This window comes from Escherichia sp. MOD1-EC6819, from assembly GCF_002965765.1.
Taxonomy (GTDB): Bacteria; Pseudomonadota; Gammaproteobacteria; order Enterobacterales; family Enterobacteriaceae; genus Escherichia; species Escherichia ruysiae.
The window spans coordinates 232,065-255,283 of the sequence record NZ_PTRG01000006.1 but is presented as its reverse complement, the minus strand read 5'-3'; the positions used below and the strand labels follow the sequence as shown (position 1 = coordinate 255,283).

At 52.5% G+C, this 23,219-nt stretch carries 20 protein-coding genes; 16 read left to right on the top strand and 4 right to left on the bottom strand.

Translation table 11 applies throughout. The features are described 5' to 3' along the window. Nucleotides 1-34: 34 nt before the first annotated feature. Together A7Z06_RS10955 and suhB are read right to left on the bottom strand one after the other, a co-directional pair. Nucleotides 35-895 carry an alpha/beta hydrolase gene (locus tag A7Z06_RS10955; protein WP_001207720.1) on the bottom strand — a complete coding sequence of 287 codons (861 nt, stop codon included), beginning with the start codon at nt 893-895 and terminating at the stop codon, nt 35-37. A 144-nt stretch (nt 896-1,039) separates the two neighbouring features. Further along, nucleotides 1,040-1,843, bottom strand: coding sequence for an inositol-1-monophosphatase (gene suhB, locus A7Z06_RS10950; protein ID WP_000553455.1), 804 nt, complete (start codon nt 1,841-1,843; stop codon nt 1,040-1,042). A 118-nt stretch (nt 1,844-1,961) separates the two neighbouring features. On the opposite strand from suhB, the gene trmJ reads away from it, so the two are divergent. From trmJ to sseB, 11 genes are all read left to right on the top strand, one after another. Next, complete coding sequence (gene trmJ / locus A7Z06_RS10945; protein ID WP_000940019.1) at nt 1,962-2,702, top strand: tRNA (cytosine(32)/uridine(32)-2'-O)-methyltransferase TrmJ; 741 nt, start codon at nt 1,962-1,964, stop codon at nt 2,700-2,702. Between the two features lie 270 nt (nt 2,703-2,972). Further along, complete coding sequence (iscR, locus tag A7Z06_RS10940; protein WP_001241355.1) at nt 2,973-3,461, top strand: Fe-S cluster assembly transcriptional regulator IscR; 489 nt, start codon at nt 2,973-2,975, stop codon at nt 3,459-3,461. Between the two features lie 240 nt (nt 3,462-3,701). Next, a complete protein-coding gene (gene iscS, locus A7Z06_RS10935; RefSeq protein WP_001295373.1) occupies nt 3,702-4,916 on the top strand; it encodes a cysteine desulfurase in 1,215 nt (404 codons plus the stop codon). Nucleotides 4,917-4,943: 27 nt separating this feature from the next. Next, entirely contained in the window at nt 4,944-5,330 is a 387-nt protein-coding gene (iscU, locus tag A7Z06_RS10930) for a Fe-S cluster assembly scaffold IscU (RefSeq protein ID WP_000331707.1), read from the top strand. A gap of 16 nt (nt 5,331-5,346) precedes the next feature. Continuing rightward, on the top strand, nt 5,347-5,670 hold the full coding sequence (iscA, locus tag A7Z06_RS10925; protein WP_000028953.1) for an iron-sulfur cluster assembly protein IscA: 324 nt from the start codon (nt 5,347-5,349) through the stop codon (nt 5,668-5,670). A 95-nt stretch (nt 5,671-5,765) separates the two neighbouring features. Further along, a complete protein-coding gene (gene hscB / locus A7Z06_RS10920; protein ID WP_000384413.1) occupies nt 5,766-6,281 on the top strand; it encodes a co-chaperone HscB in 516 nt (171 codons plus the stop codon). Between the two features lie 16 nt (nt 6,282-6,297). Further along, nucleotides 6,298-8,148 carry a Fe-S protein assembly chaperone HscA gene (gene hscA, locus A7Z06_RS10915; RefSeq protein ID WP_105279424.1) on the top strand — a complete coding sequence of 617 codons (1,851 nt, stop codon included), beginning with the start codon at nt 6,298-6,300 and terminating at the stop codon, nt 8,146-8,148. A gap of 1 nt (nt 8,149) precedes the next feature. Next, nucleotides 8,150-8,485 carry an ISC system 2Fe-2S type ferredoxin gene (gene fdx / locus A7Z06_RS10910; protein WP_001124471.1) on the top strand — a complete coding sequence of 112 codons (336 nt, stop codon included), beginning with the start codon at nt 8,150-8,152 and terminating at the stop codon, nt 8,483-8,485. An 11-nt stretch (nt 8,486-8,496) separates the two neighbouring features. Beyond that, a complete protein-coding gene (gene iscX, locus A7Z06_RS10905; RefSeq protein ID WP_000523619.1) occupies nt 8,497-8,697 on the top strand; it encodes a Fe-S cluster assembly protein IscX in 201 nt (66 codons plus the stop codon). 57 nt (nt 8,698-8,754) lie between these two features. Continuing rightward, complete coding sequence (pepB, locus tag A7Z06_RS10900) at nt 8,755-10,038, top strand: aminopeptidase PepB (RefSeq protein WP_000133564.1); 1,284 nt, start codon at nt 8,755-8,757, stop codon at nt 10,036-10,038. Between the two features lie 141 nt (nt 10,039-10,179). After that, nucleotides 10,180-10,956, top strand: a complete 777-nt coding sequence (sseB, locus tag A7Z06_RS10895; protein WP_024212542.1) for an enhanced serine sensitivity protein SseB — start codon at nt 10,180-10,182, stop codon at nt 10,954-10,956. A gap of 31 nt (nt 10,957-10,987) precedes the next feature. On the opposite strand, the gene timP is transcribed toward sseB, so the two are convergent. After that, complete coding sequence (gene timP / locus A7Z06_RS22250) at nt 10,988-11,113, bottom strand: small toxic inner membrane protein TimP (protein ID WP_249940739.1); 126 nt, start codon at nt 11,111-11,113, stop codon at nt 10,988-10,990. Nucleotides 11,114-11,715: 602 nt separating this feature from the next. After that, complete coding sequence (sseA, locus tag A7Z06_RS10890; RefSeq protein ID WP_000108601.1) at nt 11,716-12,561, bottom strand: 3-mercaptopyruvate sulfurtransferase; 846 nt, start codon at nt 12,559-12,561, stop codon at nt 11,716-11,718. Nucleotides 12,562-12,766: 205 nt separating this feature from the next. On the opposite strand from sseA, the gene yfhM reads away from it, so the two are divergent. From yfhM to rodZ, 5 genes are all read left to right on the top strand, one after another. After that, nucleotides 12,767-17,725, top strand: coding sequence for an alpha2-macroglobulin (gene yfhM, locus A7Z06_RS10885; protein ID WP_105279423.1), 4,959 nt, complete (start codon nt 12,767-12,769; stop codon nt 17,723-17,725). Then, the gene (pbpC, locus tag A7Z06_RS10880) at nt 17,726-20,038 is read left to right on the top strand and encodes a peptidoglycan glycosyltransferase PbpC (RefSeq protein WP_105279422.1); all 2,313 of its coding nucleotides are present in this window, start codon (nt 17,726-17,728) and stop codon (nt 20,036-20,038) included. Nucleotides 20,039-20,186: 148 nt separating this feature from the next. Then, the gene (gene ndk, locus A7Z06_RS10875) at nt 20,187-20,618 is read left to right on the top strand and encodes a nucleoside-diphosphate kinase (RefSeq protein WP_000963837.1); all 432 of its coding nucleotides are present in this window, start codon (nt 20,187-20,189) and stop codon (nt 20,616-20,618) included. A 149-nt stretch (nt 20,619-20,767) separates the two neighbouring features. Then, the gene (locus A7Z06_RS10870) at nt 20,768-21,922 is read left to right on the top strand and encodes a bifunctional tRNA (adenosine(37)-C2)-methyltransferase TrmG/ribosomal RNA large subunit methyltransferase RlmN (RefSeq protein ID WP_000003318.1); all 1,155 of its coding nucleotides are present in this window, start codon (nt 20,768-20,770) and stop codon (nt 21,920-21,922) included. Between the two features lie 284 nt (nt 21,923-22,206). Then, nucleotides 22,207-23,214, top strand: coding sequence for a cytoskeleton protein RodZ (gene rodZ, locus A7Z06_RS10860; protein ID WP_001090827.1), 1,008 nt, complete (start codon nt 22,207-22,209; stop codon nt 23,212-23,214). Nucleotides 23,215-23,219 lie beyond the last annotated feature (5 nt).

The window sequence follows — 23,219 nt, the reverse complement described above, 5'->3', positions numbered from 1 at the left end:
CCATGTGTTAATGTGATTTATTGCTGTTTTATTCTTAGTGGGAATTCCCGGGATTCAATGCACTGAGAATAAAATCCACCATCTGCTCGCGGTAAACATCACCATGACGTTCCGAAAAGGCATCAATGTGTTCGCCGTCAGGGATTAGAATCAGGCGTTTTGGCTCTTTCGCCAGGCCATACAATTTTTCACTGTGCTGCCACGGGATAACATGATCGGCTTTACCGTGAATCAGTAAAAGCGGGATCGGGCTGACGCTGGCGATGTAATTTTCGCCGCTATAACTCTCATCAAGTAAATAGCCACTGCCAGGGATCATTTGGTTGGCGATGGTCGAATAAGAGGCAAACGTGGAGTCGAGGATCACCGCACGTATGCCCTCACGTTCTCCCTGACCAATAACATCCAGAATATTTGCCCCGCCAATACTCTGCCCGAACAGCACCAGCCGTTGTGGGTTTACATCACTGCGATGGCGCACCACGCTGATGGCGCTTAGCGTATCGTCCAGTAATCCAGCCTGGGACGGCGTGCCTTTTGATTTACCAAACCCGCGATAGTCAAACATAAAAACATTGAAATTGCGCTCGGGTAACCAACTGACCAGCGGCCAGTGGGCGGACATGTTTCCGGCATTGCCGTGAGCATGAATGATGGTTGCGATGGCGTTGTCAGCGGAACCCGTCGAAGAGGGGATAAACCAGCCTTGCAGACGAGTACCGTCCTTAGCCGTAAATTCGACGGATTCTGCAGACCAGGGTTCAGGGCCGTAAATTTTGTCGTCAGGATAATAGAAGAAGTTGATGGCTACGCGTGGTACTAAATAAATACAGAAGGCAACAACAAAGAGGATAAACAGAATTTTGAGAACGCGTTTGTTCACGGGCAGTGCCATAACCTTTCCTTGCGACTTCTTTATAATCCATTAATCGGCGGAAGATGGTGGGAGAGTGGCGAAAGAAAGTAAAGTGGTGAGGAAGTATTTCGGAATAGCGCCTGAAAGGCGAGGGCGGGTGAGTGATACCACCCGCCAGAGTCATTAACGCTTCAGAGCGTCGCTTAACTCGTCACGCATATTTGACAGCATGGCTTTTACTACGCGCGGGTTACCTGCAACGATGTTACCGGTCAGCATGTAGTTATGACCACCGGTGAAATCGCTAACGATCCCGCCTGCTTCACGAACCAGCAGTTCGCCTGCGGCGAAGTCCCACGGGCGCAGACCAATTTCGAAGAAACCGTCAACGCGACCAGCGGCTACGTAAGCCAGATCCAGCGCCGCAGAACCGGTACGACGGAAGTCAGCGCATTCGCTAAACAGTTTGCCAACGATATTGATGTAGGTGGTTGCGTACTGTTTCGCTTTGAAAGGGAAGCCGGTTGCCAGAATAGTACCGTCGAGATCGCGAGCGGTGCTGCCGCGCAGACGATAGCCGTTTAACTGTGCGCCCTGACCGCGAGTCGCGGTGAACAGTTCGTTACGCATAGGATCATAAACCACAGCAACTTCGGTGCGGCCTTTGATACGAACAGCGATAGATACCGCGAAGTGCGGCAGACGTTTGATAAAGTTGGTGGTGCCATCCAGTGGATCGATAACCCATTGAACATCCTGATCAGTACCCTCAAGTTCACCGCTTTCTTCGGTGATGATGGTGTGCTGTGGGTAAGATTTACGAATCGTGTCGATAATCACCGCTTCGGCAGCTTTATCTACGTTGGTCACGAAATCGTTACTGCCTTTCTGGCTCGCTTCTACAGCGTCCGGGGTTTCATAGTTTTTGGCAATTAAATTACCCGCCTTGCGCGCTGCGCGCACGGCGATGTTCAGCATCGGATGCATCGGTCTCTCTCACTGGATGTTAAAGAACGGGAAAACGGCGCAGAGTATAGCAGCGAGATCGGCATCTGTCTTCGTTTTATGATAAGATGCGCAAATAATCTTTAGACGAAGAAAGACAATGCTGCAAAATATTCGAATTGTGCTGGTGGAGACGTCACACACCGGCAATATGGGTTCCGTTGCCCGTGCCATGAAAACAATGGGATTAACCAATCTGTGGTTGGTTAATCCACTGGTGAAACCTGACTCTCAGGCCATCGCGCTGGCAGCGGGTGCCAGTGATGTGATTGGTAATGCTCACATCGTCGATACGCTCGACGAAGCGTTAGCCGGTTGTAGCCTGGTGGTTGGCACCAGCGCACGTTCCCGCACGCTGCCGTGGCCGATGCTCGACCCGCGCGAATGTGGTCTGAAAAGCGTCGCTGAAGCGGCAAATACGCCGGTGGCGCTGGTTTTTGGTCGCGAGCGTGTCGGTTTGACCAATGAAGAGTTGCAGAAATGCCATTATCATGTCGCCATTGCCGCGAACCCGGAATACAGTTCGCTGAACCTGGCGATGGCGGTTCAGGTTATCGCCTATGAAGTGCGTATGGCCTGGCTGGCGACTCAGGAAAACGGTGAGCAAGTTGAGCATGAAGAGACGCCGTATCCGCTGGTCGATGATCTGGAGCGTTTTTATGGTCATCTGGAACAAACGCTGTTGGCAACTGGTTTTATCCGTGAAAACCATCCGGGACAGGTGATGAATAAGCTGCGCCGTCTGTTTACCCGTGCGCGCCCGGAGAGTCAGGAGTTGAATATCCTGCGCGGGATTCTGGCTTCTATTGAGCAGCAGAATAAAGGTAACAAGGCCGAATAACAGCCGTCGCCTGATGCGACGTTTAACGCGTCTTATCAGTCCTGGAAGTGTACAGAACCGTAGGTCGGATAAGGCGTTCACGCCGCATCCGACAATGGGTACAAATACCGCGATAGTAAAATGGCACTGAAGGTTAAATACCTGACTAAATCAGTCAAGTAAATAGTTGACCAAATTACTCGGGAATGTCAGACTTGACCCTGCTATGCAATACCCCCACTTTTACAATAAAAAACCCCGGGCAGGGGCGAGTTTGAGGTGAAGTAAGACATGAGACTGACATCTAAAGGGCGCTATGCTGTGACCGCAATGCTGGACGTTGCGCTCAACTCCGAAGCAGGCCCGGTACCGTTGGCTGATATTTCCGAACGTCAGGGAATTTCCCTTTCTTATCTGGAACAACTGTTTTCCCGTCTGCGTAAAAATGGTCTGGTTTCCAGCGTACGTGGACCAGGCGGTGGTTATCTGTTAGGCAAAGATGCCAGCAGCATCGCCGTTGGCGAAGTGATTAGCGCCGTTGACGAATCTGTAGATGCTACCCGTTGTCAGGGTAAAGGCGGCTGCCAGGGCGGCGATAAATGCCTGACCCACGCGCTGTGGCGTGATTTGAGCGACCGTCTCACCGGTTTTCTCAACAACATTACTTTAGGCGAACTGGTTAATAACCAGGAAGTGCTGGATGTGTCTGGTCGTCAGCATACTCACGACGCGCCACGCAGCCGCACACAAGACGCGATCGACGTTAAGTTACGCGCTTAATTTAACCGTCCTGTTTCGTGTTGCATCTGCGTTGACTGCACATACTCACTCCGGTCACTTACTTATGTAAGCTCCCGGAGATTCGTAAGTTTGTCAACTTGCTGAAACCCGAAACAGTTAGGTTAAAGATAACAAGATATTAGAATCAGGCCGGGGCGTATCGCGCTCCGTAAACACGGTCGTACATCCAGCCGGTAGCCTGATTCCTTGCATTGAGTGATGTACGGAGTTTATAGAGCAATGAAATTACCGATTTATCTCGACTACTCCGCAACCACGCCGGTGGACCCGCGTGTTGCCGAGAAAATGATGCAGTTTATGACGATGGACGGAACCTTTGGTAACCCGGCCTCCCGTTCTCACCGTTTCGGCTGGCAGGCTGAAGAAGCCGTAGATATCGCCCGTAATCAGATTGCCGATCTGGTCGGCGCTGACCCGCGTGAAATCGTCTTTACCTCTGGTGCAACCGAATCTGACAACCTGGCGATCAAAGGTGCAGCCAACTTTTATCAGAAAAAAGGCAAGCACATCATCACCAGTAAAACTGAACATAAAGCGGTACTGGATACTTGTCGTCAGCTGGAGCGCGAAGGTTTCGAAGTCACCTACCTGGCACCGCAGCGTAACGGTATTATCGACCTGAAAGAACTCGAAGCAGCGATGCGTGATGACACCATCCTCGTTTCCATCATGCACGTGAATAACGAAATCGGCGTGGTGCAGGATATCGCGGCTATCGGCGAAATGTGCCGTGCTCGTGGCATTATCTATCACGTTGATGCAACCCAGAGCGTGGGCAAACTGCCTATCGACCTGAGCCAGTTGAAAGTTGACCTGATGTCATTCTCCGGTCACAAAATCTATGGCCCGAAAGGTATCGGTGCGCTGTATGTGCGTCGTAAACCGCGCGTACGCATCGAAGCGCAAATGCACGGCGGTGGTCACGAGCGTGGTATGCGTTCCGGTACACTGCCTGTTCATCAGATCGTCGGTATGGGCGAAGCCTATCGCATCGCAAAAGAAGAGATGGCGACCGAGATGGAACGTCTGCGCGGTCTGCGTAACCGTCTGTGGAACGGCATCAAAGATATCGAAGAAGTTTACCTGAACGGTGACCTGGAACACGGCGCGCCGAACATTCTCAATGTCAGCTTTAACTACGTTGAAGGTGAGTCGCTGATTATGGCGCTGAAAGACCTCGCGGTTTCTTCAGGTTCCGCCTGTACGTCGGCAAGCCTTGAACCGTCCTACGTGCTGCGCGCGCTGGGGCTGAACGACGAGCTGGCACATAGCTCTATCCGTTTCTCTTTAGGTCGTTTTACTACTGAAGAAGAGATCGACTACACCATCGAGTTAGTTCGTAAATCCATCGGTCGTCTGCGTGACCTTTCTCCGCTGTGGGAAATGTACAAGCAGGGCGTGGATCTGAACAGCATCGAATGGGCTCATCATTAATCGGTATCGGAATCAGGAGAATTTATAATGGCTTACAGCGAAAAAGTTATCGACCATTACGAGAATCCGCGTAACGTGGGTTCCTTTGACAATAACGACGAGAACGTGGGCAGCGGCATGGTGGGTGCACCGGCCTGTGGCGACGTGATGAAGTTGCAGATTAAAGTCAACGATGAAGGTATCATTGAGGACGCGCGTTTTAAAACTTATGGCTGCGGTTCCGCTATCGCTTCCAGCTCCCTGGTGACCGAATGGGTGAAAGGGAAGTCTCTCGACGAAGCACAGGCGATCAAAAACACCGATATTGCAGAAGAACTTGAACTGCCACCGGTGAAAATTCACTGTTCTATTCTGGCAGAAGACGCGATCAAAGCCGCCATTGCGGACTATAAAAGCAAACGTGAAGCAAAATAAGAGTTGAGGTTTGGTTATGTCGATTACACTGAGCGACAGTGCAGCAGCGCGAGTAAATACCTTTCTGGCTAACCGTGGTAAAGGGTTTGGCCTGCGTCTGGGCGTGAGAACCTCCGGGTGTTCAGGTATGGCTTATGTACTGGAATTTGTTGACGAACCGACGCCGGAAGACATCGTGTTTGAAGACAAAGGCGTGAAAGTCGTGGTCGATGGCAAAAGCCTGCAATTTCTGGACGGTACGCAACTGGACTTCGTAAAAGAAGGCCTGAACGAAGGGTTTAAATTCACCAACCCGAACGTAAAAGATGAATGTGGTTGCGGCGAAAGCTTCCACGTCTGATGCGCATACCGATAACCCCACCGTGGTCGCCTGCGCGTGGGGTTTGTTTTACCTGATTCGCCGCCATCGCGGCGGATCGCAGCCCTGAGAATGTTATGGATTACTTCACCCTCTTTGGCTTGCCTGCCCGTTATCAACTCGATACCCAGGCACTGAGCCTGCGTTTTCAGGATCTACAACGTCAGTATCATCCTGATAAATTCGCCAGCGGAAGCCAGGCGGAACAACTCGCCGCCGTACAGCAATCCGCAACCATTAACCAGGCATGGCAAACGCTGCGTCATCCATTGATGCGGGCAGAATACCTGCTTTCATTGCACGGTTTTGATCTCGCCAGCGAGCAGCATACTGTGCGCGACACCGCGTTCCTGATGGAACAGTTGGAACTGCGTGAAGAACTGGACGAGATCGAACAGGCGAAAGACGAAGCGCGGCTGGAAAGCTTTATCAAACGCGTTAAAAAGATGTTTGATACGCGCCATCAGTTGATGGTTGAACAGTTAGACAACGAGACGTGGGACGCGGCGGCGGATACCGTGCGTAAGCTGCGTTTTCTCGATAAACTGCGAAGCAGTGCCGAACAACTCGAAGAAAAACTGCTCGATTTTTAATTTCTGGAAGCTAAACATGGCCTTATTACAAATTAGTGAACCTGGTTTGAGTGCTGCGCCGCATCAGCGTCGTCTGGCGGCTGGTATCGACCTGGGCACAACCAACTCGCTGGTGGCGACAGTACGCAGCGGTCAGGCCGAAACGTTAGCCGACCATGAAGGCCGTCACCTGCTGCCGTCTGTTGTTCACTATCAACAGCAAGGGCATTCGGTGGGTTATGACGCGCGTACTAACGCAGCGTGTGACACCGCCAACACCATTAGTTCTGTTAAACGCCTGATGGGGCGCTCGCTGGCTGATATCCAGCAACGCTATCCACATCTGCCTTATCAATTCCAGGCCAGCGAAAACGGCCTGCCGATGATTGAAACGGCGGCGGGGCTGCTGAACCCGGTGCGCGTTTCTGCGGACATCCTCAAAGCACTGGCGGCGCGGGCAACTGAAGCCCTGGCAGGCGAGCTGGACGGTGTAGTTATCACCGTTCCGGCGTACTTTGACGATGCCCAGCGTCAGGGCACCAAAGACGCGGCGCGTCTGGCAGGGTTGCATGTTCTGCGCTTACTTAACGAACCGACCGCTGCGGCTATCGCCTACGGGCTGGATTCCGGTCAGGAAGGCGTGATCGCCGTTTATGACCTCGGCGGCGGGACGTTTGATATTTCCATTCTGCGCTTAAGTCGCGGCGTGTTCGAAGTGCTGGCGACCGGCGGTGATTCCGCGCTCGGCGGCGATGACTTTGACCATCTGCTGGCAGATTACATTCGCGAGCAGGCGGGCATTCCTGACCGTAGCGATAACCGTGTTCAGCGTGAACTGCTGGATGCCGCCATTGCTGCCAAAATCGCGCTGAGCGATGCGGATTCTGTGACCGTTAACGTCGCTGGCTGGCAGGGCGAAATCAGCCGCGAACAATTCAACAAACTGATCGCACCGCTGGTTAAACGGACCTTACTGGCCTGTCGTCGTGCGTTGAAAGATGCGGGTGTTGAGACTGATGAAGTCCTGGAAGTGGTGATGGTTGGCGGTTCTACCCGTGTGCCGCTGGTGCGTGAACGGGTAGGCGAATTTTTCGGTCGTCCGCCGCTGACTTCCATCGATCCGGATAAAGTCGTCGCTATTGGTGCGGCGATTCAGGCGGATATTCTGGTGGGTAACAAGCCGGACAGCGAAATGCTGTTGCTGGATGTGATCCCGCTGTCGCTGGGCCTCGAGACCATGGGCGGCCTGGTGGAGAAAGTGATCCCGCGTAATACCACGATTCCGGTGGCCCGCGCCCAGGATTTCACCACCTTTAAAGATGGTCAGACGGCGATGTCTATCCATGTAATGCAGGGTGAGCGCGAACTGGTGCAGGACTGCCGCTCGCTGGCGCGTTTTGCGCTGCGTGGTATTCCGGCGCTACCGGCTGGCGGCGCGCATATTCGCGTGACGTTCCAGGTCGATGCCGACGGTCTTTTGAGCGTGACGGCGATGGAGAAATCCACCGGCGTTGAGGCGTCTATTCAGGTCAAACCTTCTTACGGTCTGACCGATAGCGAAATCGCTTCGATGATCAAAGACTCAATGAGCTATGCCGAGCAGGACGTAAAAGCCCGAATGCTGGCAGAACAAAAAGTAGAAGCGGCGCGTGTGCTGGAAAGTCTGCACGGCGCGCTGGCTGCTGATGCCGCGCTGTTAAGTGCCGCAGAGCGTCAGGTTATTGACGATGCTGCCGCTCACCTGAGTGAAGTGGCGCAGGGCGATGATGTTGATGCCATTGAACAAGCGATTAAAAACGTAGACAAACAAACCCAGGATTTCGCCGCTCGCCGCATGGACCAGTCGGTTCGTCGTGCGCTGAAAGGCCATTCCGTGGACGAGGTTTAATATGCCAAAGATTGTTATTTTGCCTCATCAGGATCTCTGCCCTGATGGCGCTGTTCTGGAAGCGAATAGCGGTGAAACCATTCTCGACGTTGCGCTGCGTAACGGTATCGAGATTGAACACGCCTGTGAAAAATCCTGTGCTTGCACCACCTGCCACTGCATCGTGCGTGAAGGTTTTGACTCGCTGCCGGAAAGTTCTGAGCAGGAAGACGACATGCTGGACAAAGCCTGGGGACTGGAGCCGGAAAGCCGTTTAAGCTGCCAGGCGCGTGTCACTGACGAAGATTTAGTGGTCGAAATTCCGCGTTACACTATCAACCATGCGCGTGAGCATTAACAGAGGTTAGTATGGGACTTAAGTGGACCGATAGCCGCGAAATTGGCGAAGCACTGTACGATGCGTATCCCGATCTCGACCCGAAAACGGTTCGATTCACCGATATGCATCAGTGGATTTGCGAGCTGGAAGATTTCGACGACGACCCGCAGGCATCTAACGAGAAAATCCTCGAAGCGATTTTGTTAGTCTGGCTGGACGAAGCTGAGTGAATAAACGGGCTGCCTGGGGTAGCCCGTTTTGCTGTTAAACAAATAAGGATAACTAAAATGACAGAAGCGATGAAAATTACCCTCTCTACCCAACCTGCCGACGCGCGCTGGGGAGAAAAAGCGACTTACAGCATTAATAATGATGGCATTACCCTGCATTTGAACGGGGCAGACGATCTGGGGCTGATCCAACGTGCAGCGCGCAAAATTGACGGTCTGGGCATCAAACATGTTCAGCTAAGCGGTGAAGGCTGGGATGCGGATCGTTGTTGGGCATTCTGGCAAGGTTACAAAGCTCCGAAAGGCACGCGTAAAGTAGAGTGGCCGGATCTGGACGATGCCCAACGCCAGGAACTGGATAATCGTATAATGATCATCGACTGGGTGCGTGACACCATCAACGCACCGGCGGAAGAACTGGGGCCATCACAACTGGCACAGCGTGCTGTTGATCTGATCAGCAACGTCGCAGGCGATCGTGTGACTTATCGGATCACCAAAGGCGAAGATCTACGCGAACAAGGCTATATGGGGCTGCACACCGTCGGACGCGGTTCAGAACGTTCGCCGGTATTGCTGGCGCTGGATTACAACCCAACTGGCGATAAAGAAGCGCCAGTGTACGCGTGCCTGGTTGGTAAAGGCATCACCTTTGATTCCGGCGGCTACAGCATCAAACAGACCGCATTTATGGACTCGATGAAGTCGGACATGGGCGGCGCGGCAACGGTTACCGGGGCGCTGGCGTTTGCCATTACGCGCGGACTGAACAAGCGCGTGAAGCTGTTCCTCTGCTGTGCGGATAACCTGATCAGCGGCAACGCGTTCAAACTGGGCGATATTATTACCTATCGCAACGGTAAAAAAGTCGAAGTGATGAACACCGATGCCGAAGGGCGTCTGGTGCTGGCCGATGGCCTGATTGATGCCAGTGCGCAGAAACCGGAACTGATCATTGATGCGGCGACCCTCACCGGGGCGGCGAAAACTGCGCTGGGTAATGATTATCACGCGCTGTTCAGTTTTGACGATGCGCTTGCCGGTCGCTTGCTGGCGAGTGCCGCGCAGGAGAATGAACCGTTCTGGCGTCTGCCGCTGGCGGAGTTCCACCGCAGCCAGCTGCCGTCTAACTTTGCGGAACTGAACAATACCGGAAGCGCGGCGTATCCGGCAGGCGCGAGCACGGCGGCGGGCTTCCTGTCGCACTTTGTTGAGAACTATCAGCAAGGCTGGCTGCATATCGACTGCTCGGCGACTTACCGTAAATCGCCGGTTGAACAGTGGTCTGCGGGCGCGACCGGGCTAGGTGTGCGCACGATTGCTAATCTGTTAACGGCGTAAACTAATATGCCGGATGCGGCGTAAACGCCTTATCCGGCCTACAAATTGCGAAAATCCAATAGATTGCGACTCCCTTGTAGGCCTGATAAGCGTGGCGCATCAGGCACTTGTGCCCCGAACGTTGAATGAATTGTGGTTCTTATGTCCGAAACAAAAAACGAACTTGAAGACCTGCTGGAAAAAGCAGCAACCGAACCGGCGCACCGCCCGGCCTTTTTCCGTACTCTACTGGAATCCACCGTCTGGGTGCCGGGTACGGCGGCGCAGGGCGAGGCTGTGGTTGAAGATAGCGCGCTTGATTTACAGCACTGGGAAAAAGAAGACGGCACCAGCGTCATTCCTTTTTTTACCTCGTTAGAAGCACTTCAACAGGCGGTTGAAGACGAACAGGCATTTGTCGTAATGCCCGTTCGCACATTGTTTGAGATGACCCTTGGCGAAACGCTCTTCCTTAATGCCAAACTGCCAACCGGTAAAGAATTTATGCCGCGTGAAATCAGTTTGTTGATTGGTGAAGAAGGAAATCCGCTGAGCAGCCAGGAAGTACTGGAGGGCGGTGAATCGCTGATATTATCGGAAGTCGCAGAGCCGCCAGCACAAATGATTGATTCACTCACTACCTTATTTAAAACCATTAAGCCGGTGAAGCGCGCTTTCATTTGTTCAATTAAAGAGAGCGAAGAGGCACAGCCTAATTTGCTTATTGGCATTGAAGCCGATGGTGATATCGAAGAAATTATTCAGGCGGCGGGAAGTGTAGCGACCGATACATTACCTGGCGATGAACCTATTGATATTTGCCAGGTGAAAAAAGGGGAAAAAGGAATTAGCCACTTTATTACCGAACATATTGCGCCATTCTATGAACGTCGCTGGGGTGGATTTCTGCGTGATTTTAAACAGAATCGGATAATCTAAAATATGCCGCCCAAAAGGGCGGCATTCGGGCTTACTTGCTGCTCTGAAGGATGTTAGCCACCAGTAAATTATTACCAGAGAGACTCCGGTTATTATTTACTTCGGAAAACAGCGCACCAGAAACAATAAGTACGATACAAAAGCACCGTATCTTCATTGTGCGGTCCATGCGAAGACCGCATCACGACAGCACCACTGGCGATATTGCCGCGATAGCAAGCACTGAGACGCGCTTGCCTTAACGGTCGCGGAACATCCTTTCCTTAAGCCAGCGCCCGCTTGCGAGACGGCGGAAAGGGCCGCAGTGGATAATACACTAACAGAACAATAATAACTCTCTTTTGCTTGACAAAAAGAGAGTTACTGGCGAGTATTGTCTCCGCTGAGACGCGCTTGCATTACTACGGTAATACAACCTGCTGGAAAGGCCGCGAACCAAACCGGCAACAAATAACCGCCTGATTTTGGCGGTTTTTTGTTTTTTTAAGAAAAGTGAATTTACACGTTTAAGTAATATCTTTTACCGGTTAGTATTTTAAATATTGAGCGGGATTTGTTTATATTTGTCTGAATTCGGACTAATAAGCCAAATGAATTCAAAACCTATCCTTTTTTATCTACTTGACATCGTTGAAGCTTAACGCGAGTATTAAGTAGACGAGATACACTTGCAGTAATACAACCTGCTGGAAAGGCCGCGAACCAGACCAGCAACAAAAAACCGCCAAATTCGGCGGTTTTTTGTTGCCTGTAGAAAGCTTATTTCACTGGCTCGACCGGTAAATCTGCTCGCGCCCCCCATTCACTCCATGCGCCGTCGTACAGTTTCACGTTTGGCACATCCAGCGTAGCAAGTGCCAGCAACACAACGGCGGCCGTTACACCAGAGCCGCAGCTGACAATAATCGGTTTGTCATAGCTGATACCGTAACCAAAAAATATCGCATCGAGTTCATCTGTCGTCTTCAGTTCACCTTCACGCACCAGCTCCGTCCAGGGAACATTTAGCGCACCAGGAATATGCCCGCGACGTAAACCAGGGCGAGGTTCATCAATTTCAGCGTTAAAACGCGCAGCTGGACGGGCATCAATAATTTGTGCCGTTTTTTCATGGCTTGCCAGCAATACATCGGTTACTTTCACCACGGCTTCCGGGTTAAAGGCGGTGTTAAACTCTCCTTCTGGCAGTTCTACTTCGCCTTCTTCTAACAGCAGGTCATCACGCTGCCAGCCCGCCAGTCCACCACCAAGAATCGACACTTTCTCCACGCCAAAGGTGCGCAGCATCCACCATGCTCGCGGGGCTGAGAAAAGATTACCTTCGTCATAGACAATCAGATGTTTGTCCTGATTAACACCTAACTCACGCATCGCTACGGCGAACGTTTCCGGGCGCGGCAGCATGTGCGGAAACGGGGAGGTGTGATCGGAAAGAGCTTCGATATCGAAAAATACTGCGCCGGGGATATGCCCATTGAGATACTCCTGGGCAACGTTACGATCTTCCTGTCCGGGCGGTGCCATGCGGGCATCAATAATCTGAATTTCAGGATCATCAATATGTTCGGCGAGCCAGTCGGCTCCTACAAACCATGTCGTGGACATAGGCATCTCCATTTTTGCCGGGGTAGGCTAAATTGTCGGACGTTTAGTGAAAAGCGACAAGCAAAAGAGGCTGATTTGGCTGCCTGAGCCACATTTATCACCAAAATTCAGATTCTGTGGACGTGATACTGAATTACATACCGCTAATTCTCACGCATAATAATTATTCGACGTTGCTAACGGGCCATTGTGGCAGGGATGATAAATGAAAAAGTTACGCATAGCCGCCTGCATGTTAATGCTGGCGCTGGCAGGGTGCGACAACAACGATAACGCGCCAACAGCGGTGAAAAAAGATACCCCTTCTGAAGCTGCTAAAGGTACATCTTCGGAAAACGCGAGTTCTGCAAAACTCTCTGCACCGGAGAGGCAAAAGCTGGCACAACAGAGTGCCGGTAAGACACTGACATTGCTTGATCTCTCTGAGGTTCAACTCGATGGTGCAGCCACGCTGGTGCTGACTTTCTCTATCCCCCTCGACCCGGATCAGGATTTCTCGCGTGTTGTTCATGTCGTCGATAAAAAGAGCGGTAAAGTGGATGGTGCCTGGGAGCTGTCAGATAATCTTAAAGAGCTGCGTTTACGCCACCTCGAACCTAAACGTGATTTGATCGTGACTATTGGGCAGGAAATGAAGGCGCTCAATAACGCAACCTTCAGTAAAGATTACGAAAAAACGATCACCACCCGCGATATTCAACCCAGCGTCGGTTTTGCCAGCCGTGGTTCGCTGCTGCCTGGAAAAGTCGTTGAAGGACTGCCGGTAATGGCGCTCAACGTTAACAATGTCGATGTTAACTTCTTCCGTGTTAAACCCGAATCTCTGCCAGCATTCATTAGCCAATGGGAATACCGCAATTCGCTGGCGAACTGGCAGTCAGACAAACTCCTGCAGATGGCGGATCTTGTTTACACCGGACGTTTTGATCTCAATCCTGCGCGTAATACCCGTGAAAAATTATTGCTGCCGCTGGGCGATATCAAACCGCTTCAGCAGGCGGGCGTGTATCTTGCTGTGATGAATCAGGCTGGACGTTACGATTACAGTAATCCCGCGACGCTGTTTACGTTAAGTGATATCGGCATTTCAGCTCACCGTTATCACAATCGTCTGGATATCTTTACCCAAAGCCTGGAAAACGGCGCGGCTCAGCAAGGAATTGAAGTTTCGTTATTAAATGAGAAAGGGCAGATTCTGACTCAGGCGACCAGTGATGCACAGGGTCATGTACAGCTGGAAAACAATAAAAACGCGGCATTACTGCTGGCACGTAAAGATGGTCAGACAACGCTGCTCGATTTAAAACTTCCGGCGCTGGACTTAGCGGAATTTAACATTGCTGGTGCACCGGGTTATAGCAAACAGTTCTTTATGTTTGGCCCGCGCGATCTTTATCGCCCGGGTGAAACAGTAATCCTCAACGGCTTACTGCGTGATGCAGACGGTAAAGCTCTGCCGGATCAACCCATCAAGTTAGACGTGATTAAACCTGACGGGCAGGTACTGCGTAGTGTCGTTAGTCAGCCGGAGAATGGCCTCTATCACTTTACCTGGCAACTGGATAGCAGTGCGGCAACCGGCATGTGGCATATTCGCGCTAACACTGGCGATAACCAGTATCGGATGTGGGATTTCCACGTCGAAGATTTTATGCCAGAGCGCATGGCGTTGAATCTGACTGGCGAGAAAACCCCGTTAGCGCCGAAAGATGAAGTGAAATTCTCCGTAGTGGGTTACTACCTTTATGGTGCGCCCGCGAACGGCAACACATTACAAGGGCAGCTTTTCCTGCGCCCTCTGCGTGAAGCGGTTTCTGCATTACCCGGCTTCGAATTTGGCGATATCGCTGCCGAAAACCTTTCCCGCACGCTGGATGAAGTTCAGTTAACGCTGGATGATAAAGGGCGCGGCGAAGTATCTACAGAAAGCCAGTGGAAGGAAACGCATTCCCCATTGCAGGTTATTCTCCAGGGGAGTTTGCTGGAATCGGGTGGTCGCCCGGTGACGCGCCGTGCTGAACAGGCTATTTGGCCTGCCGATGCATTGCCGGGGATCCGCCCGCAGTTCGCCTCGAAATCGGTTTACAATTACCGTACTGACACGACTGTAAAACAACCCATTGTTGATGAAGGCAGCAACGCCGCTTTTGATATCGTTTATAGCGATGCGCAGGGCGTGAAAAAAGCCGTGTCGGGCTTGCAGGTGCGTCTGATTCGCGAACGCCGTGATTACTTCTGGAACTGGTCAGAAGATGAAGGCTGGCAGTCTCAGTTTGATCAAAAAGATCTGATCGAAAATGAACAAACGCTGGATCTTCAGGCGGATGAAACCGGTAAGGTCAGTTTTCCGGTAGAGTGGGGCGCTTATCGTCTGGAAGTCAAAGCGCCGAATGAAGCGGTCAGTAGTGTGCGTTTCTGGGCTGGCTATAGCTGGCAGGACAACAGCGACGGTGGCGGTGCGGTGCGTCCAGATCGCGTCACGATGAAACTGGATAAAGCCAGTTATCGCCCTGGCGATACCATTAAGTTGCATATTGCCGCGCCAACGGCGGGTAAAGGCTACGCGATGGTTGAGTCCAGTGAAGGGCCGCTGTGGTGGCAAGAGATTGATGTTCCGGCACAAGGGCTGGATCTGACGATTCCGGTCGATAAAACCTGGAATCGTCATGATCTTTATTTGAGTACGCTGGTGGTGCGTCCTGGCGATAAATCTCGCTCCGCGACGCCAAAACGTGCGGTTGGTGTGTTGCATTTGCCGCTTGGCGATGAAAACCGTCGTCTTGATCTGGCGCTGGAAACACCGGCAAAAATGCGCCCCAATCAGCCATTAACTGTGAAAATCAAAGCCAGCAATAAAAATGGTGAGATGCCAAAACAGGTGAATGTGCTGGTGTCTGCCGTTGATAGCGGTGTGTTGAATATTACTGATTACGTTACGCCAGATCCGTGGCAGGGGTTCTTCGGTCAGAAACGCTATGGCGCAGACATATACGATATTTACGGTCAGGTCATTGAAGGACAGGGACGCCTGGCAGCACTGCGTTTTGGTGGCGATGGCGATGAACTGAAACGTGGTGGTAAGCCACCGGTCAATCACGTCAATATTGTCGCGCAACAGGCACAGCCGGTAACGCTCAACGAACAGGGCGAAGGTACGGTTACACTGCCGATTGGCGATTTTAACGGTGAATTGCGCGTCATGGCGCAAGCCTGGACGGCAGATGACTTCGGCAGCAACGAAAGCAAAGTGATTGTTGCTGCACCGGTGATAGCCGAACTGAACATGCCGCGCTTTATGGCGAGTGGCGACACTTCGCGTCTGACGCTGGATATCACTAATCTTACTGATAAACCGCAAAAAATGAACGTTGCCCTGACCGCCAGCGGCTTGGTTGAACTGGTAAGCGATTCACCCGCACCTGTTGAATTAGCGCCAGGCGTGCGAACCACGCTGTTTATCCCGGTGCGAGCATTGCCGGGTTATGGCGATGGTGAAATTCAGGCGACTATCAGTGGCCTGAATTTGCCAGGAGAAACCGTTGCCGATCAGCATAAGCAGTGGAAAATTGGCGTCCGTCCGGCATTCCCGGCACAAACAGTCAATTATGGTACGGTGTTGCAGCCTGGTGAAACATGGGCGATTCCGGCTGGCGGACTGCAAAACTTCTCGCCTGTTACGCTGGAAGGGCAATTGTTGTTGAGCGGCAAGCCACCGCTGAACATTGCACGTTATATCAAAGAGTTAAAAGCATATCCGTACGGCTGTCTGGAGCAAACCACCAGCGGTCTGTTCCCGTCGCTCTATACCAATGCAGCCCAGCTACAGGCGTTGGGCATCAAAGGCGACAGTGATGATAAACGCCGTGCGGCAGTTGATATTGGCATTTCCCGCTTGCTGCAAATGCAACGCGATAATGGCGGTTTTGCGCTATGGGATAAATACAGCGACGAAGAGTACTGGCTGACGGCTTATGTGATGGATTTCCTGGTTCGCGCAGGTGAGCAGGGTTACAGCGTGCCGACAGAAGCCATTAACCAAGGGAATGAGCGTCTGCTGCGCTATTTACAAGATCCGGGCATGATGTCGATCCCTTACGCCGATAATCTCAAAGCCAGTAAATTCGCCGTACAGTCTTACGCTGCGCTGGTGTTGTCCCGTCAGCAAAAGGCTCCGCTGGGTGCGCTGCGTGAAATCTGGGAGCATCGTGCAGATGCCGCTTCTGGTTTACCGCTGCTGCAACTTGGCGTTGCGCTGAAAACCATGGGTGATGCGACGCGTGGTGAAGAAGCGATTGCGCTGGCGCTGAAAACGCCGCGTAATGATGAGCGGAAATGGCTGGGCGATTACGGTAGCCCACTGCGCGACAACGCGTTAATGCTCTCCTTGCTGGAAGAGAACAAACTGCTGCCAGATGAGCAGAACACCTTGCTGAATACACTTTCGCAGCAGGTGTTTGGTGAACGCTGGCTATCAACTCAGGAAAGTAACGCGTTGTTCCTGGCTGCCCGTTCGATACAGGATTTACCGGGTAAATGGCAGGCGCAAACCTCTTTCTCTGCCGAGCCGCTGACTGGCGAGAAAACGCAAAACAGCAATCTGAATAGCGATCAACTTGCAACTTTGCAGGTAACTAACAGTGGCTCCCAGCCGTTATGGTTGCGTGTGGATGCCAGCGGTTATCCGCAATCCGCACCTTTACCTGCGAGTAATGTGCTGCAAATCGAGCGCCATATTCTTGGTACTGACGGTAAGAGCAAATCGCTGGACTCGTTACGTAGCGGTGATTTGGTACTGGTCTGGTTGCAGGTAAAAGCCAGTAACAGCGTGCCAGATGCGCTGGTGGTTGATTTGCTGCCAGCGGGTTTGGAGCTGGAAAACCAGAACCTGGCTAACGGCAACGCCAGTCTGGAGCAAAGTGGTAGCGAAGTGCAAAACCTGCTTAATCAAATGCAGCAGGCGAGCATTAAGCACATTGAGTTTCGTGATGATCGCTTTGTGGCGGCGGTTGCCGTTGATGAATACCAGCCGGTTACACTGGTATATCTGGCGCGGGCGGTGACGCCGGGAACGTATCAGGTGCCGCAGCCGATGGTGGAATCGATGTATGTTCCTCAATGGCGGGCGACCGGCGCGGCTGAAGATCTGTTGATTGTCAGACCGTAAATGCCTCGTCTGGTAAGTAAACGCGGCTGCTGGATAACGCTGGCAGCCGCGCCCTTTATTATCATTCTGGCGGCGTGGGGAGCAGATAAACTCTGGCCTCTGCCGCTGCATGAAGTCAATCCCGCACGTGTGGTCGTGGCGCAGGATGGTACGCCGCTCTGGCGTTTCGCCGATGCTGACGGTATCTGGCGTTATCCCGTGACTATCGAAGATGTTTCTCCGCGTTACCTTGAAGCACTGATCAATTACGAAGATCGCTGGTTCTGGAAGCATCCAGGCGTAAACCCGTTCTCGGTGGCGCGCGCTGCCTGGCAGGATCTGACTTCTGGTCGAGTTATCTCCGGCGGGAGCACGCTCACTATGCAGGTTGCTCGTCTGCTTGATCCTCACCCCAAAACGTTTGGCGGTAAAATTCGCCAGCTCTGGCGCGCGTTTCAACTGGAATGGCATCTGTCTAAACGTGACATTCTGACCCTGTATCTTAACCGCGCTCCGTTTGGCGGTACGTTGCAGGGGATAGGTGCGGCAAGCTGGGCTTACCTCGGAAAAGCGCCTGCGAATTTAAGCTATTCCGAGGCGGCGATGCTGGCTGTGTTGCCGCAAGCACCCAGCCGTCTTCGTCCGGATCGCTGGCCGGAGCGTGCCGAAGCCGCGCGTAATAAAGTGCTCGAACGGATGGCTGCGCAAGGTGTGTGGTCCCGTGAGCAGGTAAAAGAGTCAAGGGAAGAACCCATCTGGCTGGCACCCCGACAAATGCCGCAACTGGCACCGCTGTTTTCGCGCATGATGCTCGGTAAAAGCAAAAGCGACAAAATCGTTACTACGCTGAATGCCGGTCTTCAACGACGTCTGGAAGAACTGGCGCAAAACTGGAAAGGACGATTACCACCGCGCAGCTCACTGGCGATGATCGTGGTTGATCATACCGATATGCGTGTTCGCGGCTGGGTGGGATCGGTTGATCTCAACGATGATTCACGCTTTGGTCATGTCGATATGGTCAATGCGATCCGATCGCCAGGATCGGTGCTCAAACCGTTTGTTTATGGACTGGCGCTGGATGAAGGCTTGATCCACCCGGCATCACTGTTGCAAGACGTCCCCCGGCGCACCGGTGATTACCGACCAGGTAACTTTGATAGCGGTTTTCATGGCCCGATCAGCATGAGTGAGGCGCTGGTGCGATCGCTGAACTTACCTGCCGTGCAGGTGCTGGAAGCCTATGCCCCGAAACGGTTTGCGGCAAAATTACGCAATGTTGGATTGCCGTTGTACCTGCCCAACGGTGCTGCGCCGAACCTTTCGCTGATCCTCGGCGGCGCAGGTGCAAAACTGGAAGATATGGCGGCAGCGTATACCGCGTTTGCTCGCCACGGCAAGGCAGGCAAATTGCGCTTACAGCCTGACGATCCCCTGCTTGAACGCCCCTTAATGTCGCCGGGCGCCGCGTGGATCATTCGCCGGATCATGGCTGATGAAGCGCAGCCCCTGCCGGACGGCGCCTTGCCGCGCGTTGTACCACTGGCGTGGAAAACAGGAACCAGTTATGGCTATCGCGATGCATGGGCGATAGGTGTAAATGCTCGCTATGTGATAGGAATATGGACTGGCAGGCCGGATGGCACGCCCGTTGTCGGTCAGTTTGGTTTTGCCAGCGCCGTACCGTTGATGAATCAGGTCAATAATATCTTACTGTCACGCAGTGCAAATCTGCCGGAAGATCCGCGCCCGAATTCCGTCACTCGTGGTGTTATCTGTTGGCCAGGTGGGCAGTCTTTGCCCGTGGGTGACAGTAATTGCCGTCGTCGTCTGGCAACCTGGTTATTGGATGGAAGCCAGCCGCCACCCCTGTTACTGCCAGAGCAAGAAGGGATTAATGGCATCCGCTTTCCCATCTGGCTGGATGATAATGGCAAACGCGTTGCCGCCGATTGCCCGCAGGCGCGACAAGAAATGATGAATGTCTGGCCACTACCGCTGGAACCCTGGCTGCCCGCATCGGAACGCCGTGCCGCACGCTTGCCAGCGGTCTCGACAATTTGCCCACCGTATGGTCACGACGCCCAACTCCCGCTGCAACTGACTGGCATCCGTGATGGCGCCATTATCAAGCGTTTACCTGGTGCGGCGGAAGCGACTTTGCCGGTGCAATCCAGCGGTGGTGCCGGAGAACGCTGGTGGTTTCTGAATGGCGAACCGTTAGCTGAACGTGGGCGCAGTGTGACTCTGCATTTAACGGAAAAAGGCAATTATCAATTGCTGGTAATGGATGAAGTGGGGCAGGTAGCGACAGTGAGATTTGTTATGCAATAGTCTGTTTTCACCATGTTTGTTGCTTAAACTAGGTTTATTTTAAAAAAATGTTACCTTCGTCAATGGTCAACGGCTCTGTTGCTCATTATAATCCGCGCCATCTCGTACGCTGGTACAGACAACAACAGAATAATTTACAGAGGTAAAAATGGCTATTGAACGTACTTTTTCCATCATCAAACCGAACGCGGTAGCAAAAAACGTCATTGGTAATATCTTTGCGCGCTTTGAAGCTGCAGGGTTCAAAATTGTCGGCACCAAAATGCTGCACCTGACCGTTGAACAGGCTCGTGGCTTTTATGCTGAACACGATGGGAAACCGTTCTTTGATGGTCTGGTTGAGTTCATGACCTCTGGTCCGATCGTCGTTTCCGTGCTGGAAGGTGAAAACGCCGTTCAGCGTCACCGCGATCTGCTGGGCGCGACCAACCCGGCGAACGCTCTGGCGGGAACTCTGCGCGCAGACTACGCTGACAGCCTGACCGAAAACGGCACACATGGCTCTGATTCCGTAGAATCTGCCGCTCGCGAAATCGCCTACTTCTTCGGTGAAGGCGAAGTGTGCCCGCGCACTCGTTAATAATTTCGTAAATGCCGCGTGCAAACGTGGCATCCGTGCGCCAGAATTTGTACAATGCAGCGCCCCCGGACGAGCAGCCGCTCACCGGGGCGTTTCTTTTTTCAACCCTCCAGGGGCCATAACGTGTAATAACGAGGCCGGAATAGCATATGTCTGAACAATTAGTCACACCTGAAAACGTCACCACGAAAGATGGAAAAATCAACCTGCTGGATCTCAACCGTCAGCAGATGCGGGAGTTTTTTAAAGATTTAGGTGAAAAACCCTTCCGCGCCGATCAGGTGATGAAGTGGATGTATCACTATTGCTGCGACAACTTTGATGAGATGACCGACATCAACAAAGTGTTGCGTGGCAAACTGAAAGAGGTGGCGGAAATCCGCGCACCGGAAGTGGTTGAAGAACAGCGTTCATCTGACGGCACCATTAAATGGGCGATTGCCGTTGGCGATCAGCGCGTCGAAACGGTGTATATCCCGGAAGACGACCGCGCCACGCTTTGCGTCTCCTCGCAGGTGGGGTGTGCGCTGGAGTGTAAATTCTGTTCCACCGCCCAGCAGGGCTTTAACCGCAACCTGCGGGTGTCGGAAATTATCGGCCAGGTGTGGCGTGCGGCGAAAATCGTCGGCGCAGCAAAAGTCACCGGTCAGCGTCCGATCACTAACGTAGTGATGATGGGTATGGGCGAGCCGCTGCTCAACCTGAACAATGTCGTTCCGGCGATGGAAATCATGCTTGATGATTTCGGTTTTGGCCTGTCTAAACGTCGCGTGACGCTTTCCACTTCCGGTGTAGTTCCGGCGCTGGATAAACTGGGCGATATGATTGACGTTGCACTGGCAATTTCCCTGCACGCGCCGAACGACGAAATTCGTGACGAAATTGTACCAATCAACAAAAAGTACAATATCGAAACGTTCCTTGCTGCAGTGCGCCGTTATCTGGAGAAATCCAATGCGAACCAGGGGCGCGTCACTATCGAGTACGTGATGCTTGACCACGTTAACGATGGCACTGAACATGCGCACCAACTGGCTGAACTGCTGAAAGATACGCCGTGTAAGATTAACCTGATCCCATGGAACCCGTTCCCCGGCGCGCCGTATGGACGCAGTTCGAACAGCCGTATCGACCGTTTCTCAAAAGTGCTGATGAGCTACGGTTTCACCACCATTGTGCGTAAAACTCGTGGTGATGATATCGACGCCGCCTGTGGTCAGCTGGCAGGTGATGTCATTGACCGTACTAAACGTACTCTGCGTAAACGGATGCAGGGTGAAGCTATCGACATTAAAACGGTCTGATAGTTATTACGCCACGGTTACTTTATGTACCGTGGCGTAATGTTTTATGAATGTAGCATTAAGTTGCAATTGTCTGATCAATATTAACGGTGCGTTTTTGCTGACTTTAAGGCAGTATGTAACGATGCAACAGTAAGTTAGCTTTGATTCATGTGGGCTTTGTCACGAGCACACAGACAGTCTTATACTGTATGATAAAGGTTAACTTTACGGATGTTTCGCGGTGTGGGTGGGCGTGATGGTTCACCGGCATCCCAATTCTCTTTTAAACGTACCTGCAGCGAATGAATACTGAAGCCACGCACGACCAAAATGAAGCACTTACCACCGGCGCTCGCTTGCGTAATGCCCGTGAACAACTTGGACTTAGCCAGCAAGCCGTTGCCGAACGACTTTGTTTGAAGGTTTCCACGGTACGCGACATTGAAGAAGATAAGGCGCCAGCCGATCTTGCTTCAACATTCTTGCGCGGGTATATCCGCTCTTATGCGCGTCTGGTTCATATTCCGGAAGAAGAACTGCTGCCGGGACTGGAAAAGCAGGCACCACTGCGGGCGGCAAAAGTTGCGCCAATGCAGAGTTTTTCCCTCGGCAAACGCCGCAAAAAACGCGATGGCTGGCTGATGACTTTCACCTGGCTGGTGCTGTTTGTGGTGATTGGCCTGAGCGGCGCCTGGTGGTGGCAGGATCACAAAGCCCAGCAGGAAGAGATCAGCACTATGGCTGATCAATCCACTGCGGAGCTGAATAATAACCAGAGCCAGAGTGTACCGTTAGATACGTCTGCTACCGAAACCCAGATGACTACATCGCCTGCGGCTGTAGATTCCACCGCCACGAACACGCAAACGCCAGCCGTGACGACGCCAGCACCCGCTGTAGCGCCGCAGCAGGACGCAGTTGTTCCTCCTTCACAGGCAAATGTTGATATCGCGGCTACTACACCAGCGGCTCCGGTCGCAACAACAACGCCAGATGGCGCAGCGCCGTTGCCAATCGATCAGGCTGGCGTGACCACTCCAGCGGCTGATCCTAATGCGCTGGTGATGAACTTTACTGCTGATTGCTGGCTGGAAGTCACCGATTCTACCGGCAAAAAACTGTTTAGCGGGATGCAGCGTAAAGGCGGTAATTTGAATTTAAGCGGTCAGGCACCGTATAAACTGAAAATTGGTGCCCCAGCTGCAGTGCAGATCCAGTATCAAGGGAAACCTGTCGATCTGAGTCGTTTTATCAGAACTAACCAGGTTGCGCGTCTGACCCTCAATGCCGAACAATCACCGGCGCAGTAACAGAC